Source organism: Aquimarina celericrescens, assembly GCF_042682765.1.
GTDB lineage: Bacteria > Bacteroidota > Bacteroidia > Flavobacteriales > Flavobacteriaceae > Aquimarina > Aquimarina celericrescens.
Genome location: NZ_JBHUHY010000002.1, coordinates 828,996 through 846,826 on the forward strand (window position 1 = coordinate 828,996; position 17,831 = coordinate 846,826).

General features: G+C 33.5%; 17 protein-coding genes. 16 read left to right on the plus strand and 1 reads right to left on the minus strand.

The window, feature by feature from the left end:
* The first annotated feature begins 33 nt into the window (after positions 1-33).
* From ACFSJT_RS03535 to ACFSJT_RS03610, 16 genes are all read left to right on the plus strand, one after another.
* A complete protein-coding gene (locus ACFSJT_RS03535; protein ID WP_378318818.1) occupies positions 34-624 on the plus strand; it encodes a TetR/AcrR family transcriptional regulator in 591 nt (196 codons plus the stop codon).
* Positions 625-674: 50 nt separating this feature from the next.
* Entirely contained in the window at positions 675-1,922 is a 1,248-nt protein-coding gene (gene fabF / locus ACFSJT_RS03540) for a beta-ketoacyl-ACP synthase II (protein ID WP_378318819.1), read from the plus strand.
* A gap of 354 nt (positions 1,923-2,276) precedes the next feature.
* Positions 2,277-2,906, plus strand: coding sequence for a DUF4386 domain-containing protein (locus ACFSJT_RS03545; protein ID WP_378318820.1), 630 nt, complete (start codon positions 2,277-2,279; stop codon positions 2,904-2,906).
* A gap of 445 nt (positions 2,907-3,351) precedes the next feature.
* A complete protein-coding gene (locus ACFSJT_RS03550) occupies positions 3,352-4,650 on the plus strand; it encodes an alpha/beta hydrolase (protein ID WP_378318821.1) in 1,299 nt (432 codons plus the stop codon).
* 199 nt (positions 4,651-4,849) lie between these two features.
* Positions 4,850-5,701 carry an alpha/beta fold hydrolase gene (locus ACFSJT_RS03555; RefSeq protein ID WP_378318822.1) on the plus strand — a complete coding sequence of 284 codons (852 nt, stop codon included), beginning with the start codon at positions 4,850-4,852 and terminating at the stop codon, positions 5,699-5,701.
* The gene (locus ACFSJT_RS03560; protein WP_378318823.1) at positions 5,694-6,188 is read left to right on the plus strand and encodes an RNA polymerase sigma factor; all 495 of its coding nucleotides are present in this window, start codon (positions 5,694-5,696) and stop codon (positions 6,186-6,188) included. The genes ACFSJT_RS03555 and ACFSJT_RS03560 overlap by 8 nt, the downstream gene beginning before the upstream one ends.
* Positions 6,181-6,783, plus strand: coding sequence for a hypothetical protein (locus tag ACFSJT_RS03565; RefSeq protein ID WP_378318824.1), 603 nt, complete (start codon positions 6,181-6,183; stop codon positions 6,781-6,783). The genes ACFSJT_RS03560 and ACFSJT_RS03565 overlap by 8 nt, the downstream gene beginning before the upstream one ends.
* Before the next feature lie 127 nt (positions 6,784-6,910).
* Complete coding sequence (locus tag ACFSJT_RS03570; protein ID WP_378318825.1) at positions 6,911-8,035, plus strand: GAF domain-containing protein; 1,125 nt, start codon at positions 6,911-6,913, stop codon at positions 8,033-8,035.
* Between the two features lie 192 nt (positions 8,036-8,227).
* Positions 8,228-10,327: a serine hydrolase gene (locus ACFSJT_RS03575; protein ID WP_378318826.1), complete on the plus strand. Its 2,100-nt coding sequence runs from the start codon at positions 8,228-8,230 to the stop codon at positions 10,325-10,327.
* 147 nt (positions 10,328-10,474) lie between these two features.
* On the plus strand, positions 10,475-11,053 hold the full coding sequence (locus tag ACFSJT_RS03580) for a YdeI/OmpD-associated family protein (protein WP_378318827.1): 579 nt from the start codon (positions 10,475-10,477) through the stop codon (positions 11,051-11,053).
* A gap of 102 nt (positions 11,054-11,155) precedes the next feature.
* On the plus strand, positions 11,156-12,616 hold the full coding sequence (locus ACFSJT_RS03585) for an amidohydrolase family protein (protein ID WP_378318828.1): 1,461 nt from the start codon (positions 11,156-11,158) through the stop codon (positions 12,614-12,616).
* Between the two features lie 13 nt (positions 12,617-12,629).
* Entirely contained in the window at positions 12,630-13,097 is a 468-nt protein-coding gene (locus tag ACFSJT_RS03590) for a DUF3291 domain-containing protein (protein WP_378318829.1), read from the plus strand.
* On the plus strand, positions 13,078-13,692 hold the full coding sequence (locus tag ACFSJT_RS03595) for a hypothetical protein (RefSeq protein WP_378318830.1): 615 nt from the start codon (positions 13,078-13,080) through the stop codon (positions 13,690-13,692). The genes ACFSJT_RS03590 and ACFSJT_RS03595 overlap by 20 nt, the downstream gene beginning before the upstream one ends.
* Positions 13,693-13,712: 20 nt before the next feature.
* Positions 13,713-14,390 carry a DUF2490 domain-containing protein gene (locus ACFSJT_RS03600; protein ID WP_378318831.1) on the plus strand — a complete coding sequence of 226 codons (678 nt, stop codon included), beginning with the start codon at positions 13,713-13,715 and terminating at the stop codon, positions 14,388-14,390.
* 97 nt (positions 14,391-14,487) lie between these two features.
* On the plus strand, positions 14,488-15,498 hold the full coding sequence (locus ACFSJT_RS03605) for a pirin family protein (protein WP_378318832.1): 1,011 nt from the start codon (positions 14,488-14,490) through the stop codon (positions 15,496-15,498).
* Positions 15,499-15,503: 5 nt separating this feature from the next.
* Positions 15,504-16,328 (plus strand): DUF1853 family protein, encoded by an 825-nt coding sequence (locus ACFSJT_RS03610; RefSeq protein ID WP_378318833.1) that lies wholly within the window; start codon positions 15,504-15,506, stop codon positions 16,326-16,328.
* A 3-nt stretch (positions 16,329-16,331) separates the two neighbouring features.
* Here the strand turns inward: ACFSJT_RS03610 and ACFSJT_RS03615 are convergent, their stop codons facing one another.
* Positions 16,332-17,795: a magnesium chelatase gene (locus ACFSJT_RS03615; RefSeq protein WP_378318834.1), complete on the minus strand. Its 1,464-nt coding sequence runs from the start codon at positions 17,793-17,795 to the stop codon at positions 16,332-16,334.
* Positions 17,796-17,831: the final 36 nt, after the last annotated feature.

Here is a 17,831-nt window from a genome sequence, read left to right on the forward strand (position 1 = left end):
GGAAACTCATATACCGTAGAGTATATTAGTGCAATGATAAGGTCAGAAAAAACAAGACAATTAATAATTGAAAAAACTGCTTCTATATTCAATAAAAAGGGATATACAGGAACTTATTTGTCCGATTTGACTAATGCTACTGGATTGACAAAAGGCAGTATTTATGGCAATTTCAAAGATAAAAACGAAGTCGCTTTAGAAGCTTTTAAATTTAATTATAAATTTCAGACTCGCCAAATAATTAACAAAATTGAAAAAGAAAATAATTCAGCAAATAAATTAATTGCATTTCTAAATCATTATAAAACATCATTTAAGCCAATTTTTAAAAATGGAGGTTGTGCAATATTAAATACTGCGGTTGATACTGATGATGGAAATGAATTATTAAAAGAAGAAGTTATAAAAACAATTCATAACTGGCATAAAAAAATTGTATCAATTTTAATTGAAGGAGTTAATAAAAACGAACTCAAAGAAATAGATATCGACCTATTTTCGTATCGAATGATTTCTATAATTGAGGGTAGCATTTTATTGGCAAAGACATTGAACAAACCAGAGATTTTATTAAATAACTTAGAATATCTAGAGACAGAAATTCTACAATTAAAACAGGAGTAAAAAAAATTTAATCATCCATATACCTTACGGTATATGACAAAACTATAAACATGAAAAGAGTAGTAATAACAGGACTAGGGGCAATTACACCTATTGGAAAAAATGTAGAACAGTATTGGGAAAATTTGTTGAAAGGAGTTTCTGGAGCAAATAAAATAACCCGTTTTGATGCGAGTAAATTTAAAACTCAATTCGCTTGTGAAATAAAAGACTATGACGCTTTAAACTATTTTGACCGTAAAGAAGCTAGAAAATTAGATAGGTTTAGTCAATATGGATTAATTTCAGCTGAAGAAGCCATCAAAGATGCTAAACTCGATTTTTCAAAATTGGACACTAATAGAATTGGCGTAATCTTTTCGAGCGGAATTGGAGGCTTTGAAACCTTTGAAAAGGAAATAATCGATTATACAAATAACAACTTTAATCCACGTTTTAATCCGTTTTTTATAACAAAAATAATATCTAATGCCTTGTCTGGTATAATATCAATTAATAATGGACTAAGAGGTGTAAACTATTGCCCAGTTACCGCATGTGCTTCATCAACACAAAGCATAATTCAATCCTTTAATTATATCAGATTAGGAAAAGCAGATATTATTATAGCTGGTGGTTCAGAAGCACCAATTACAGAATCTTCGATTGGAGGATTTAACGCTATGAAGGCAATGTCCACCAATAATGAAAATTATAGTTCAGCTTCAAAACCATTCGATACAAATAGAGATGGTTTTGTTGTTGGAGAAGGTGCAGGAGCTTTAATTATAGAAAGTCTTGATTCGGCATTAAAAAGAAATGCGAAAATTTATGCCGAAATTATTGGTGGTGGAGAAAGTTCGGATGCTTATCATATAACTGGAACGCATCCCGAAGGACTTGGAGCATATTTAGCCATGGAAAACGGAATAAAAGAAGCCAAAATAACACCAAATGAAATTGATTATATAAATGCACACGCCACATCTACAGGCTTAGGAGATTTATCTGAAATTAAAGCAATCGAAAAACTATTTAAATCGAATATTGACAAAGTACAAATTAGTGCGTCCAAATCTATGACAGGACATTTATTAGGCGGAACAGGTGCTATAGAAGCAATATCGACTTGTTTATCCGTGAAAACAGATTTGATACCACCAACAATCAATACAACAAAAATTGATGAAAATATTCTGAAGGAATTAAACCTGTCATTAGGAGAAAAGTCTTCGAAAAAGGTGAATTATGCTTTAAGCAACAGTTTTGGATTTGGAGGTCATTGTTCAGCAATGATAATCAAAAAATACGTTGGCTAACATGTATATAAAAAATAGGGCAAAAAGTACTTAAAGTAACCAAAAGTGGAGCTATTAGATGGAAATCCTATTACTGGGTATATTTAACAGCAGCTTTAAAAGGAAAATATGTAGCAATTGAAGAGCTGGGAAACGGTATTTGGAAAGTCTATTATAGAAATGTATTTTTAGGTTTCTTTGATCAAAGAAACCTAAGAAAGAAACAACAAGCAACAAACAACAAGAATAGAAACTAATTTAGTGTAAATACCTAATCTTTAACTTGTGTAAACTATGTATATTAACGTACATTTTGTACAATGGAAATTGAAAGCCTAAAAATATCTATCTTCGATTCAATTAGAGAAATTTTATATGAAGAATTTTATCTCTAACCTATCTTCAGGAAAAGCTGCGATGGTTGTCGGTGTTGCATTTATAACCTCGGTTCTTATCTTAACCCTAATCGATGATTTTCTTTTAGCAAATTTTGTTGTGCCTGGAGATACAGCAGCATTATCAGCCGATATTGAGGCTATCGGAAAGCTATTTGGTTTTGCCGTTGTTGGTTATCTTCTTGTACTTGCCCTTGATTCTATTATTGGTTTGGCACTCTATATAGTGCTTAAGCCTGCCAATAAGAACCTAGCGTTGCTTACAGGAGTTCTTAGGCTGCTATATGCTTTTACTTTGGCAATTGGAGTTTTTGCTCTGGCATTTTATATTATCGATGTCTACAGCTATGCATTTATAAAACTTTTGGGATATATTTTTTTTGCCATACATATCCTTGTACTCGGTTATTCGGTTTTTAAGTCAGGATACATACCGAAAAGCCTTGGCATATTATTGATCTTTGCATCTCTAACGTATATTATTTTTTTTATTGACACTAATCTATCCAAAACAATTATGCTGAGTATTATGTCAATAATGGCCATTGCCGAACTTTCACTAAGTATCTGGTTGATTGTGAAAAGAAATGGACTACCTGAGAATGAGTAATTAAACAAAAAACACACCAAACAATATGCTACTAGCAGGAAAGCTTAATGGCCTGAACTTCTCGGTTTTTTAAAAAGTTTTAGATTCTTTCCTGTTCTCCGTAAAAAAAATTAATCCGCTGTACTGCGTGACTCACTTCTTGACAATATATTGACAAAAAAAAACGTATTAAAAGTGCCTTTCTAAGCTTACTTAGCAATCTCACTAGATTAAAAACAAGTGTTGATGAGATCCTGAATCGAGTTCAGGATGACATCATCATACTTTTGGGTATTTTGCTTTAAACCAAAAACTTAATCGATTATTATTCATCCCAAAGCTTATTTTTATACTTCTGGCGTAACATTTAAGAAAATATTCAAACTTAATTAACAGATATACTGTATTTTAGTGGTAATATTTTAGCCTCAGCCACTAGTTAACCAATTTAATTACCCCACAACTCATGTTACCCAAACACACACTATCGTCAATTATCCTAATGCTCATTATGATACAGGGCATTACCGCACAAACAAACGGGATTAGTAATAAATCCTCTAAGACCAAATCAACGCCTTTGGCGTTTATACAACAACATACGCTTACTTCTAAATTTCTTGAGCAAGAGGTAGCTATAGACATCTACCTTCCTAAAACCTATGCTGAAGATTCTAATTTACACACCTATCCCTTGATTGTATTGTTAGAAAATGAATTCTTCTATCAAATAACCGGGGTGGTAAAACACCTTAGTTCTGTAAGCAGTATGCCTGAAGCTATTGTGGTGGGCTTTCCCAAAGGTTTTGAAAAATTTTATGCCCCAAAGGTGTATACCAATAATAGTAATTTTTGGCCAAAGAGCTGGAAACAAATGCCTTTTGATGGAGCTCCTGATAAATTTGTTGATTTTTTTAAAGAAGAGCTTTTTAAATATATGTCAGAGCAATATCGAATTGCAGACTATAAAATGATTGTTGGCACCTCTCCCACTTCTGCATTTCCATTACATGCTTTTTGTAAAGCTCCCAAACTGTTTCAGGCACATGTTGCCATTGCTGCAGGAGATATATTGGGTATGGGATATCAACCTGGAGAAACATTTATAGATGCCATCATTGAAAGTATTAATAACAACCAAGGTTATAAAGCACACCTTTATATTACTTCTGCAGATGATGATGCAGACTATGATGCGACTATTGGAAAAAACTTAGAGGAGCTAGAACGGCAAATGTCTGCTTTTACAACGTCAAACTTAAAATTAAAGGCAGAAGTCTTTCCCAACGAAAGCCATTATGGGGTCGTACTACCCGCCTTTATTTCTGCCATGGAAACATTTTTCCCGAAAGAACGATGGAATCCGGATTTCAGAGATTTTGAAAAGGAACCAGGAAATATGCTTACTAGTATGGACACTTATTACCATGAATTATCTGAAGAATATGGATATACCATATTGCCCAAAGCAGAACGCTGGAACAGTGGAAATAGTTTGCAAGCCAGCGCGAATAGATTATTAAGGCAAAAGAGGTACGAAGAATCTATACAGGTTTATCGCCGCTTAGTGACATATCGACCAAAATCAGCTCAGGCACATAGTATGCTAGCCTCTGCCCTTGAGGCCAATAACAATCTTGAAGAAGCATTAGTTATACACAAGAAGGCAATAGCGTTGGCTAAACAATACGATAATGGACACCTTCAATACTATACGGAACATATGAAAGAAATAGCTTCTAAAATTGAAGGCTCGAAAGAATAATTTTAGATGGTATACAAGAGACATTTGTATCAGTTCTATTGTAAATGCATTATGTATTGAGTACTATATTTTATTCGTTTCCTTTCTGTTTTTCAACACTTCTTAAACGATTATTACTTTTTTTTGATTTTTTTTCACTTGCGTGTAACAATTCATAAACTTCTGCATCAAAGGAAAAATTAAATCAAAAAAATAGAACATGAAAACGTTTAAGATCACCCTTGTACTATTAGCAATTGTAAGTTTAGGATATAGTCAGACGCCTGCTATCATATCTCAAGTTATCGGAAAGGGAACTCCAATATTATTTTTACCAGGTTTTACTACTCCGGGATCTATCTTCAACGAAACGGCAGATCGCTTAACCATAAAAAATGAGGCACACTTTATTTCGTATGCCGGTTTTAATGGTAACGCAGCTATACCTATTACAGACAAAACACCCTGGTATAATACTATTAGAGAAGAACTAGTCGCATACATCAAAAACAATAACCTTGAAAACGTTACTATTATAGGTCACAGTATGGGAGGCAATCTGGCAACCGATCTTGCCGCGATATTACCTGATACAATAACCAACCTCATCATTATCGATGCCATCCCATGCATGAGAGAACTCATGATGCCAGGGGTACCTGCTAGTACTTTACACTATGAAAGTCCGTACAATATGCAAATGATAGCTATGGAAGACGCTCAATTCAAGCAAACTGCTACCATGATGTCACAAAATATGACTAATAATAAAGATAAAGTAGAAACTTTAATCAATTGGATTCTCGAGGCTGATCGTAAAACCTATGTTTATGGCTACACAGATTTATTAAAACTGGATCTGCGGCCAGTATTGGATAAAGTGACTGCGAAAACTTTAATTTTAGGAGCATCATTTCCTACCGTGGAAGTTGCAAAATCAAATTATGAAAAACAATACGCCAAGTTGGCGAACAAAACTATTTCAATGGCTTCAGAAAGTAAACATTTTATTATGTTCGATCAGCCAGAGTGGTATTACGCCCAAATAAATGATTTCCTAACCCATGAGTAAAAAGAACCAACAACTTTTTGAAAGCATATATAAGCAGTGCTTTCCTATGGTATTGCAAATGTGCCTGGGTTTTATGAAAGGTGATAAAGATTTGGCCAACGACTTGTCTCAAGAAGTGTTTATTAATATCTGGAATGCTATCGATCGCTTCAAAGGTCAATCCACTCATAAAACCTGGGTATATCGAATCACAGTAAATACTTGTCTTCAGTATATCAGAAAAGAAAAGAAGAAAAACAAATTGTCTATAGAAAAAATATCTCATGTATTGATAGACGAATCAAAAAGTGTAGATAACGATCATAATAAAAGTTTATATCGTGCCATAGGTAAGTTAGAAGAATTGGATCGATTACTAATCATGATGGTACTAGAGGACCAAGATTATGAAAATATATCTCGTGTTTTAGGGATCAAACCTACTAACGTTAGAGTAAAAATTCATAGAGTAAAAAAACGACTTAAAAAAATATTAGACCATGAGTAAAGATTTCAAAGAATTGCAAAACGAATGGCAAAAGGACAAAGAAAACATAGAACATACACCAGGAATAATGAACAATATCTTATCTTCAATAAAGAAGAAAAAAAATATTACAGTTCGTTTTCAATATGGAAATATTGTTGTACTTCTCATTACTATGTTAGGAATTTCTGCTTTTTTCTATTATGTGGCCCCTGTTAAGGAAATACTAAGTAGAATTGGAGTAGGTTTAATGATTGGTGGATTATTAATAAGAATAGCAATTGAATTGACTAGTGTTTTAAAATCAAAAAAGGTAATTCTAGTAGACAGCGTATTAAAAACCACCGAAGACATTATTGCCTACTATACATATAGAAAAAAAATCCATGGACCGGTGACGATTATCATTTTAGCCTTATATACCATTGGTTTTTTTATGATTACACCAGAGTTTAGTCTTTACTTCACTATATGGCAAATGATTTTTATTGACGTCTCTTATATTATTGCTGCTTGTATTTTTATCCCGATTATTAGAAAAAGTATAAAGCGTGAAGTACAAACTTTGTTAGAAATTATTGAAATGAAAGAAAAGATGATGAATGAAAATATCTAATGAAAATTCTTATTTGTCCGCAATGCATCTAAGCATATAAGCTTTATTACGGTTACCCGTAATAAATATCAAAACTATTGTAGTAACTTCCTTATCTGAAAAATTCTTTTCGAATTATATAAAAAAAATGGTAGACAAACACAATAGACTTAAGGATTTAGAAGAGTATCTTATCATGGATACTCCACCCGAAAAAGAGTTGGATGAGTTAGCACAAATTGCATCTGCTATTTGCGATACCCCGATATCCTTAATTTCTTTATTGGATGATACGCGTCAATGGTTCAAGGCAGTAAAAGGATTAGAAGTGACACACACACCCATTGAACAAGCATTTTGTAGATTTACTCTTGATCATCCTGAAGAAGTTCTTGTTGTCGAAGATTCATGGCTCGATGATAGATTTAAAGAAAATCCTTTAGTCATAGGGGACCCAAACATTAGGTTTTATGCCGGAGCACCCTTGGTAACTCCTAAAGGTAATGTTTTAGGCACATTATGTATCATAGATAAAAAACCAAGGCGTATTTCTGACAATCAAAAAAGAGCCTTGCAATTACTAGCAAAAAAGGTAATGGATTTCCTTGATACTCGTAAGCTAATGATTCAACAGGCAAAAAAAATAAAGTTTGATGCTACACGATTAAAAAAGCTAACAGATCAGGTGCCTGCTATCATATTTCAATGTGAAACTACTACTCGTAAAAAAATCTCCGTTTCATTTGTGAGCGAAGAAATAAATAGAATGAAATTGGGTTTTGATTTACGGGAAACTATTGAAAATCCAGAACTTCTTTTCAATGTTATTTACCAAGACGATCTTCAGGATGTCAAAAATGGTATTTGGGATTCGTTCGTGAAAGAATCTACCTGGCAAGCCGAATTTAGGATCATGGATGCAGATCATAAGATTATTTGGATGAAAGGGATCGCCAAACCTGAAGTAAAACGTAACGGAAAGACAATATGGTATGGAATTCTTCAGGATATTAATATTCAGAAAGAATATGAGCAAACTATCGAACAAATTTCATTTGATATTTCGCATGTGTTACGCAAGCCGGTTTGTACCATGTTAGGATTAACCAGACTTATAAAAAATGAAGAGATCGATGCAAAATCGTTGAAAAAATACTCAAAATACATCGAGTTAGTTTCAGATGAGTTAGATAGTTTTACCAAAAAACTAAATGAAACGTATTACAACAAGAAAAAAAGAATGCACAAAATTCTTAGCCCAGAAAACTTATAAAAACCAGTGATCAGCTCTTTCAGAAATTTTATTTACTTGCAAACTCAGATCTGGGGGACTGTATTAAATAAAAAATCAAAATTAAACAAAATACTGCAACAATAGTTTGAAAACTATATCTATAGATAAGAAAATGTAGCTACATTTTCTTATCTATAGATTTGTTTATTTATTACCTTAAAACTAATTGTTATGCAGCTATTTAATTCTTCTATCTCTTTAAAATGTTTTGCAACATCCTTCTTTATGGCCTTATTTATTGCTTCTCCAATTTTAAGCAATGCTCGGATTTCAGAAAAACATTCGAATATTATCGATATTATATCGAATGGGGCAATAGCTTTTGCCTACCCGATGTCTAATATCAAAATTGATGGTGACACATCAGACTGGCCAAAAAATCTTACCAAATATTCAATAAATAAACTACCATATGGGCGGGGCCCAAAGGATCAAAATGATTTTAATGCTTATTTTCATGTTGGCTATAATACTTCTGAACAGTCTTTATATATTTTAGTTATAGTCACAGATGATTCATATGTAGTAGATACTTCAGAAGAATCAGATTGGAATACCCAAGACACCTTTAATTTCTATGTAGACCTGGAACATTCACCAGATGGATCTGGAATAGACTTATACCAGTATGGTGAAAACTATAAAGACACCAATAATCAATCTATAAGTTGGGATCCCTCAAAAACTAAAACCAACTGGAATAATATAGAAATAGTTTCTAAAAGAAAAGGTACTACCACTATTTACGAATGTAAAGTGAAAGGAAATAATAAACTAGCTGTAAATAAAACAATTGGAATTGATTATGTCTTTATCGATAAAGATGTAGATGATGCTGAAGGTGATAATTCTTTTATAGCTTGGGGTAATGGTGGAGGAAAAAGCTCTGGACCAGGAAGATTAGGAGATGTGATCCTAATGAAAGAAAAGAAAAATTCGGCAACTATAACTGGTCAATTAAGATGGAAAAATGATACCCTTAAAAAGTTCCCTAATAAAATTCGTTTTACAAATATTGATCATCCAATGCTCTGGACACAGGTCGTGATCGATTCTATAGGAAATTACAAAACAGAGCTCCCTTTTGGTGAATACAGCGTATCTCTAGCAAACAGTATTATATATCTGGATCGAGATATTATAAAAATTAATAAAGAAAATGTAGAAACAAAAATCACGGTAGATGCCAAAACTAAAAAAGAAAGTTATGATTTAGAATTAGTCAAAAAAGCTAATCCAAATTTGATTGGGGAAAAAGGCATATTAAAAGATTTTGATCCTCAAAAACCTGAAGCTATAGATAATTTCATCAAAACATATCAGGATTATTATGAAATTCCTGGAGTATCACTGGCTCTTATCAAAAATGGAAAAATGATGTATCATAAAACCTATGGCGTCAAAAACACATTTACAAAAGAAGAAGTAGATGAGAACACATTATTTGAAGCTGCTTCAATAACAAAACCTGTATTTGGATTTGCTGTTATGCGATTAGTAGAACGTGGCTTGATTGATTTGGATAAACCTTTACACCAATATCTCCCATTTGAAGAAATCGCACATGATGAACGTTATCAATTGATTACCGCAAGACATGTCTTAACACATAAAACAGGATTTCCTAATTGGGCGTATATGAACGAAGATGGAAAAATTGATATAAAATTTACCCCTGGTACGAAATACGGATATTCAGGAGAAGGATTTGAGTATCTAAAAAGAGTTGTTGCCCATATTACTCAAAAAGATATTAATGATCTCTTGAAAGATGAAGTCCTTCTACCATTAGGGCTAGAAAACACATATTTTTCAAAAAATGATTATTTGGCCAAGGTGGTTGCCAATGGACATTTTGATAGTATGCCAACCCAAGTTTCTTTGCCCGAAGAACCTGGTATGGCCTGGAGTATGCACACTGAAGCTAAAGCATTTAGCAATTTCTTACTGGGTTTATCTGATAAAAAAGGCCTTAAATCAGAAACCTATAAAGAATTGTTTACCACCCAGACTGAAATTCCAAAAGGAGATAACGATCCGGTACCCGATGAATATAAAAATTACTTTGGGTTAAGTATCAGTATTCAAAAATCACCATTTGGATTAGCTTTTGGCCATGGCGGCAATAACGGAGACTTTAAATGCCTCGCACTAATGTATCAGGATTTAGACATGGGATTTGTGGTATTCACCAATAGTAATACGGGCGATCAATTAAATGACGATCTTGTAGAATATTTAATTACTGGTAAAAGGAGTAAGAATAAATAGACATGCATAGATAATTTATAAAATCATAAAAAGGTATAAAACTCAATAATATCTTTTTAGGATTCTTGTTTTTACCATTTTGATAAATGAACTTAGCAAATCTCAAATTAGTATCTTGAAACCATAATTATGAATATCTAAGATTTGATGTCTGATAAACCCGAGTTATACTTCAAAAATGATAAGGACTGGAGAATTTGGTTACATCAAAACCATAATACCTCTGATGGTGTATATCTTATCTTCTACAAAGTAGACACAAAAAAGCCTAGTATGCGATGGGAAGAAGCTGTAAAAGTAGCCTTGTGCTACGGCTGGATCGATTCTACTGTAAAAAAACTAGATAAAGAACGTCGTAGACAATATTTCTGTCCCCGCAAGCAAAAGAGCGTTTGGAGCAAAGTGAATAAAAACTATATCGCTGATCTTATTAAAAATGATCTTATGCATCAAAGTGGTTTGAAGAGTGTTGAAATTGCAAAAAAGAATGGCTCCTGGACTGCTCTAGATGACGTAGAAAACGGAGTTATTCCTGAAGACCTCCAAAATGCATTTGACCACAACCCCAAGGCCTTTCAGAATTACCAAAACTTTTCCCGAGGATACCGAAAGAGCTACCTCTACTGGCTTAATCAGGCAAAACGGCAAGAAACACGCGATAAAAGAATTTTAGAGATCCTCAAACTTTGTGAGGCCAATCAGAAAAGTCGTGGTGACTGGGGCTAAAACTTATTTTCAAACCTATCTTACCGTACATATTCCATTAACACCACTTTAAGATAAATATCCATGTAAATCTTTATTTTCGATTTATAAAAATCGCTCACCATGCACAACCTAAATTTTGCTTATTCATTCAATGTAAAAAAGACTACATTCTTCGTTTTTTTCCTTTTGCTACTACTTCAAAGTTGTTCGAATAAGGAAACAATAAAATACGATATTGTAATTTCCAATATTAATATTATTGATTTAGAAGATGGAAGCATTTCGAAAAAAACTGTTTGTATCAGCGGTGGAAAGATCGTAGATCTTAAAGTTACAGATAGTCTAAACGATTATATTTCTGAAAAACATATGGATGGTTTGGGTAAGTTCCTGCTTCCTGGATTTTGGGATAATCATATTCATCTTAGAGGGGGTGATTCTCTAATTGAAGAAAATAAAAATCTGCTACCATTGTTTATTGCAAACGGTATTACGACAGTGCGAGACGCAGGAGGAGATTTAACTTCTGAAATATTACGATGGAGAAAAGAAATTAAAAATAACACAATAATAGGGCCTACCATCTATACATCAGGACCAAAACTAGATGGAGATCAAGCAACTTGGGCAGGCTCTTTGGTTGTAGCGTCTCAGGAGGATGTTACTAAAGCTCTGGATTCTCTGGAAAAAATACCTTCCGATTTTGTAAAAATCTATGACAGTCGAATTTCAAGAGAAAACTATCTCGAAGTTCTTAAACAAGCCAAAGAAAGAGGCTTAATTTCATCAGGTCATATGCCTTTTACAGTAGAACTTAATGAAGCTGTTACTTCGGGAATTGGAGCGGTTGAACATTTATATTATATCCTAAAAGGATGTTCTTCAAAAGAAAAAGAGATCACCCAAGCAATTATCAATAAAGAATTAAGCTTTTGGGATTCTATGGATCAATTAACGACTACTTATCATGACAGTACGGCACAAAAAACATTTCAATTATTAAATAATCACAATACTTATGTAGTCCCTACCCTTCATATTGGCAATGTGCTAAGCTATTTGGATGAAGTTGATCATACAAATGATCCCTATTTAGATATTATAGGGAAAGGTATTGTAAAAACTTATAACGGAAGAATTAAACGTGCTATTAGTGCATCGCCAGAGGCTCGAAAATCAAGAAAAGCATTAAACTCATTTTTTAAAAAGCTAACGAAGTCACTAAATAATGCTAATGTAAAATTGCTTGCGGGATCTGATAGCGGGGCTTATAACTCGTATACTTATCCAGGAATATCGTTGCATAAAGAGTTAGAGGCTATGGTAGCGGCGGGTTTGGATCCGCTAGAAGCTCTGCAAACTTCATCTTACAACGGATCCAGATATTTACAAAAAGATAAAGAGGTGGGTGTCATTGAAGTAAACAAAGTAGCTGATCTCGTAATCCTGAATAGTAATCCCCTGCAAGAAATCAAAAATACACGTGATATTTATCAGGTCATCAAAGGAAATAAAATATATGATCCGAAAGAAATTGCTAAACAATATGATTGCACTGAGTGCTTTACTATACTACCATAAAAACTAAAACGTTATGCACCTAGCACAAGTAAACATTGCCGAAATGATTGCTCCTATTAATGATCCCCTGATGATTGATTTTGTTAATAATCTTGACAGAATTAATGCTTTAGCCGAAGAAAGTCCCGGATTTGTTTGGCGCCTCAAAGGAGATGAAGGCAACGCTACAGCGATACGAGTTTTTGAATACGATTTCTTAATCATCAATATGTCTGTTTGGGAGAATATCGATACTTTATTTGATTTTACATACAAAACAGCACATGTAGAGATACTGAAACGTAAAAAAGAATGGTTTCATAACATGAAAAAGATGCATATGGCATTTTGGTATATCGAAAAAGGGCATGATCCAACGCCTGAAGAAGCCAAAGAAAGATTACATTACATAAGAAAACATGGGGAAACCCCTTATGCATTTACATTTAAAAGTAAGTACTCTATTGAAGATTTGAAAAACTATGAAACGAATACCAAGTAAAAAAAGAACACTCCGATTACGTAAGATTAAGGTGATTTTCTTTTGTTTCTATCTTATTGGGGTTTCTGCTGTAAAGGCACAGACAAAATTTGAAAGAGAATATCGCATTAATGCTGAAGAAGCTCCCAAAGCTGCAGTTACATTTATAAATGATGCTTTTGATGCACAAAAAGTGAAATGGTATGCCGAAGAAAGTCAGGATGGCAAAACCTTTGAAGCCAAAATCTGTTATTTAAAGATTAAACATAGCATTGAATTTGACATACTTGGTCATCTAATCGATGTCGAACGAAAAATTAAGTTTAAATCCCTAGAAAGAGAATTGAAGAATAAAATAATATCAACGCTTGACAATCTCTTTACAAAACATAAGATTATAAAAACTCAAATCCAATGGAAAGGAAATCCAGAAGAGTTATTACAATCTATAAAAAAGCAAGATAAAAATAACTTGCCGTATCAGCTTTATGAGATAGTAGTAAAAGCAAAAAAAGATACTGTCTTCAAAATGTATGAAATACTTTTTGACATTAATGGAAAAACGCAAAAAGTACTTGAGATCACTCAACGGCCTACCGATAATCTGGAATTTTAAAGGGAAAGAATGCTCGTCATATGAGAAAGGTTTTAGTCGTATTTTTATTTCTGGTTTTTGGTTATTCTATCAATGCTCAATCTTCTTTTTCAACAGGTATTTTACCTCGAGTACGAGTTTCGACCAAAGTAACAGAAAAATTAAAATGGGTGAACGGTATAGAATCAAGACAACTCTTTGTTGATGATATAAAGGACGAATCTCTTGACTATGAATATGTGCTCACAGACATATCGTCATTGCTCGCTTTGAAGATTGGAGCTCATGGAGCAATCAACTGGGGTTATTTATTAAGAATTGAAGGTGAAGAAATAATTCATAGGGCTATTCAACAATTTACTATCGTACAAAATTATGATCTGATACGATTGGGGCATCGCCTTGTCAGTGACCAAACATTTAGCCGAAATGAAGCACCAGAATTTAGACTACGTTACCGAATAGCTGTAGAAAAACCACTTTCGGGTAGTACCATAGACCCGGGTGAATTTTATTTTAAATTAAGTAATGAGTATCTTTTAAAGTTTCAAGATTCAGAATCGGATTTGGAAACTAGGATATTACCGTTTTTAGGGTATGAAATTAACAAAAAGAATAAGATAGAGTTAGGGTTAGACTACCGTTTGGATGGGCTATTGAAATCTGGTTCAGAAAATGATCTTTGGCTCAGTATGAATTGGTTCTATACAATGAAATGAACCGCAAATCAATCTAAGGCACGAATTGGGTTTTAACCATTTATTATCATAATTTCTTATGCAAAAGCTATAAATTTCACTACATAAATTTTTCTTCATGTCTGCAATCATAAAGATTAAACCCTTAGACTTTGTATGGGAAACTAGTGATCCCTTTTTATTTTGTGCGTATCACGAAGATCAATACCCCAAAGGAAACGGAAAACTTGGTCCCGATGCTTTATTAGAAGGTCATAACCTAGGTCAAGATTTCAATACAAAAGATGGTTGGCGCATGTATCATGGCACGAGGGTTCCCGGATTTCCAGCACATCCACATAAAGGTTTTGAAACCGTAACCATTGTTCAAAAAGGGTTGGTGGATCATTCTGACTCTTTAGGAGCTGCAGGCCGGTTTGGCAATGGAGATGTTCAATGGATGACTGCAGGTAAAGGTGTTCAGCATTCAGAAATGTTCCCCTTGTTAAATACAGAAAAAGAAAATCCTTTTTTATTATTTCAAATTTGGCTTAATCTTCCAAAAGATAAAAAAATGGTCGAACCTCATTTCAAAATGCTTTGGAATGAAGAAATACCACAACTACACTTAAAAGATAGTAATGAAAACAGCATTGAAATAACCTTGATAGCCGGAGAACTTCATGACACTAAAGCTCCTACTCCTGCTCCAGACTCTTGGGCCGCTAATCCAGCGAATGAGGTTCTTATATGTACTATTAAAATGGAACCAAACGCTGTTTACAAATTTCCAAAAGCTTCATCGGGAATCAATAGATCCATATATTTTTTTAAAGGTGATGAAATTACCTCTGAAGACTACACAATCCCGGTACATCAAGAAATTATTCTTAATGCAAATGAAGAAGTTGAACTTTCAAATGGAAATACTGAAGCCCATTTCTTAGTATTACAAGGTAAACCTATTAATGAACCTATTGTTAAACATGGTCCATTTGTCATGAATAGTCAAATAGAAATCAGAGAAGCTATCTCTGAATATCAACAAACAGAATTTGGGGGATGGCCATGGCCAAGTCACGATCATGTACATGATAAATCTGAAGGAAGGTTTGCTCTGTATCCAGATGGAACCAAAATCATCAAATAAGGTTAATGTCTTTTAGAAATCAATATTTAGGTTTTTTACGAAGTAAACCCTTAACAAATATAACACCGCAACTAGGAATACCCGCCTTTGATTTCGAAGAGTTGTCCAGAAGTTTATTGCCTGCAACTGGTATTGAAATTTTTATGAAGGATAATGAAGTATTGGGTAAACGCATTGAACGTTTCTTCGAATATGGTATCGAAAACTCTGATCGATACCAAATGATTGCAAAAAACATTCAGGTTTTTAAGGGTAAAATTACTATTGGCGAACTGGATTTTATTATTAAAGACTTATATCATAAAAAAACAATTCATGTAGAGCTAGTCTACAAATTTTATCTGTATGATCCAGATATAAATCCTGAATTTCATCGCTGGATAGGTCCAAATCGCAAAGACTCACTACTTCAGAAAGTAGAAAAACTAAAAAACAAACAGTTCTCTTTATTATATGATGAAGAAGTTGAAGCTATTTTAGAAGATTTTCAGTTGTATTCGGCAAAAATTGAGCAGCAAGTCTGTTATTTAGCCAATCTGTTTATTCCTTTTTCTCGAAAAAAAATTCAACCACAACAACTGGATCACAACTGTATTGTTGGGTATTGGATGAATATTGAGGAATTTGCTTCTGGGCTATTTGAATCCTTTCATTTTTATATGCCCGAAAAAAAAGATTGGGTCGTAGATCCAAAATATAATCAAAACTGGTTTTCGTTTACTGATATTTTAAAGCCTCTTAACGAAAAACTTAATCAAAAAAAATCTCCATTACTCTGGGTAAAGAGTAATGAAGATTCTTATACACGATTTTTTATTGTTTGGTGGTAACTCTTACAATCCACTAATATAGCTTCCGTAAAGATCATTGAACTGAAAACCTTCGGATAATCGATGTTTACTCAATTTTTTATATTCTACCAATCCCCATAATAAGAATTCTTTCATAAAATAATGATCATCTTTATCGAGATCAGATTGATATTCTTTGATCAAATCATTAAGAGGTTTAACAGCATCTAATTTTGATTTATATGCTGCATCCGGGATTTCATCTAGTAATTCGAATCCGCTCTCTTCAAAAAACCAATTGATTAATTCTTGATACGGACTTTCATAATCCTCTTTCTCTAACTTTTCTATGGCCGGAAAATAATCGGGAAACAATTCTTTGATGGCTTCTGCAATCAATGAATTTGCAACTGATGCTGCTCCTTCTTGTTCTCCTTCATAAACCAATTCTACTTTACCCGTAATCGCCGGAATAACTCCTATAAAATCACTTAATCGTAATAAAGTTTTGTTATCACCAGAACGCAATGCACGATACTCTGCCGTACTTAACAAGTTTTCGTATGCTGTGATACTCATCCTGGCACTTATTCCACTTTTATGATCAATAAATTCGCTCTGTCGTGCCTGAAAACTAATTTGCTCCAAAAGATTTTTTGCAATATCAGGGACATAAACCAAATCACTTTGTCTTGTGTCCAATCTTGCTTCTTGCTGAGTAATAGTCTTTGCTATTTCAATCGTTTCGGGATAGTGGGTAAGGATTTGAGAACCTATTCTATCTTTTAATGGAGTAACGATGCTTCCCCGATTTGTATAATCCTCTGGATTTGCGGTAAATACAAACTGTATATCAAGCGGTAATCTCAATTTAAATCCCCTGATTTGTATATCCCCTTCTTGTAATATGTTAAAAAGTGCTACCTGTATGCGAGCCTGTAAATCAGGCAATTCATTGATAACAAAAATACTTCTGTTAGCTCTGGGAATCATCCCAAAATGTATAACACGGTCATCTGCATAACTTAGTTTTAAGTTTGCTGCTTTGATGGGATCAACATCTCCTATAATATCTGCGACGGTAACATCTGGCGTAGCCAATTTTTCTGCAAAACGTTCTGACCTATGCAACCAGTTAATAGGCGTATCATCTCCCTTCTCTTCTATTAAATTAGATGCATATCTAGATATGGGATGAAAAGGATCATCGTTGATTTCTGATCCATCAACTACAGGAATCCACTCATCTAATAGGTTTATCATTTGCCTTGCCAGACGTGTTTTGGCTTGACCTCTCAATCCTAATAGGTTAATATTATGTCTGGATAGAATTGCTCTCTCCAGTTCTGGGATTACTGTGTTTTCATATCCATGAATTCCTGTGAATGTCTCTTCTTTATTACTTATTCTACTTCTTAAATTATGTCTAAGTTCATCTTTTATAGATTTACTTTCGTATCCGGCTTTTTTTAAATCGCCAAGTGTCTTTATCGTCTCTATTTTCATATTTTTCTTTTCTCAAAAACAATTAATTTTTATTAA

What these genes read in the sequence shown, in the direction of transcription:
- ACFSJT_RS03590 (WP_378318829.1), top strand. Translation starts at nt 12,630, where the DNA reads ATGCACCTAGCACAAGTAAACATTGCCGAAATGATTGCTCCTATTAAT.
- ACFSJT_RS03575 (WP_378318826.1), top strand. Translation starts at nt 8,228, where the DNA reads ATGCAGCTATTTAATTCTTCTATCTCTTTAAAATGTTTTGCAACATCC.
- ACFSJT_RS03595 (WP_378318830.1), top strand. Translation starts at nt 13,078, where the DNA reads ATGAAACGAATACCAAGTAAAAAAAGAACACTCCGATTACGTAAGATT.
- ACFSJT_RS03570 (WP_378318825.1), top strand. Translation starts at nt 6,911, where the DNA reads ATGGTAGACAAACACAATAGACTTAAGGATTTAGAAGAGTATCTTATC.
- ACFSJT_RS03580 (WP_378318827.1), top strand. Translation starts at nt 10,475, where the DNA reads ATGTCTGATAAACCCGAGTTATACTTCAAAAATGATAAGGACTGGAGA.
- ACFSJT_RS03545 (WP_378318820.1), top strand. Translation starts at nt 2,277, where the DNA reads ATGAAGAATTTTATCTCTAACCTATCTTCAGGAAAAGCTGCGATGGTT.
- ACFSJT_RS03555 (WP_378318822.1), top strand. Translation starts at nt 4,850, where the DNA reads ATGAAAACGTTTAAGATCACCCTTGTACTATTAGCAATTGTAAGTTTA.
- ACFSJT_RS03585 (WP_378318828.1), top strand. Translation starts at nt 11,156, where the DNA reads ATGCACAACCTAAATTTTGCTTATTCATTCAATGTAAAAAAGACTACA.
- ACFSJT_RS03610 (WP_378318833.1), top strand. Translation starts at nt 15,504, where the DNA reads ATGTCTTTTAGAAATCAATATTTAGGTTTTTTACGAAGTAAACCCTTA.
- fabF (WP_378318819.1), top strand. Translation starts at nt 675, where the DNA reads ATGAAAAGAGTAGTAATAACAGGACTAGGGGCAATTACACCTATTGGA.
- ACFSJT_RS03565 (WP_378318824.1), top strand. Translation starts at nt 6,181, where the DNA reads ATGAGTAAAGATTTCAAAGAATTGCAAAACGAATGGCAAAAGGACAAA.
- ACFSJT_RS03605 (WP_378318832.1), top strand. Translation starts at nt 14,488, where the DNA reads ATGTCTGCAATCATAAAGATTAAACCCTTAGACTTTGTATGGGAAACT.
- ACFSJT_RS03550 (WP_378318821.1), top strand. Translation starts at nt 3,352, where the DNA reads ATGTTACCCAAACACACACTATCGTCAATTATCCTAATGCTCATTATG.
- ACFSJT_RS03535 (WP_378318818.1), top strand. Translation starts at nt 34, where the DNA reads ATGATAAGGTCAGAAAAAACAAGACAATTAATAATTGAAAAAACTGCT.
- ACFSJT_RS03600 (WP_378318831.1), top strand. Translation starts at nt 13,713, where the DNA reads ATGAGAAAGGTTTTAGTCGTATTTTTATTTCTGGTTTTTGGTTATTCT.
- ACFSJT_RS03560 (WP_378318823.1), top strand. Translation starts at nt 5,694, where the DNA reads ATGAGTAAAAAGAACCAACAACTTTTTGAAAGCATATATAAGCAGTGC.
- ACFSJT_RS03615 (WP_378318834.1), bottom strand. Translation starts at nt 17,795, where the DNA reads ATGAAAATAGAGACGATAAAGACACTTGGCGATTTAAAAAAAGCCGGA.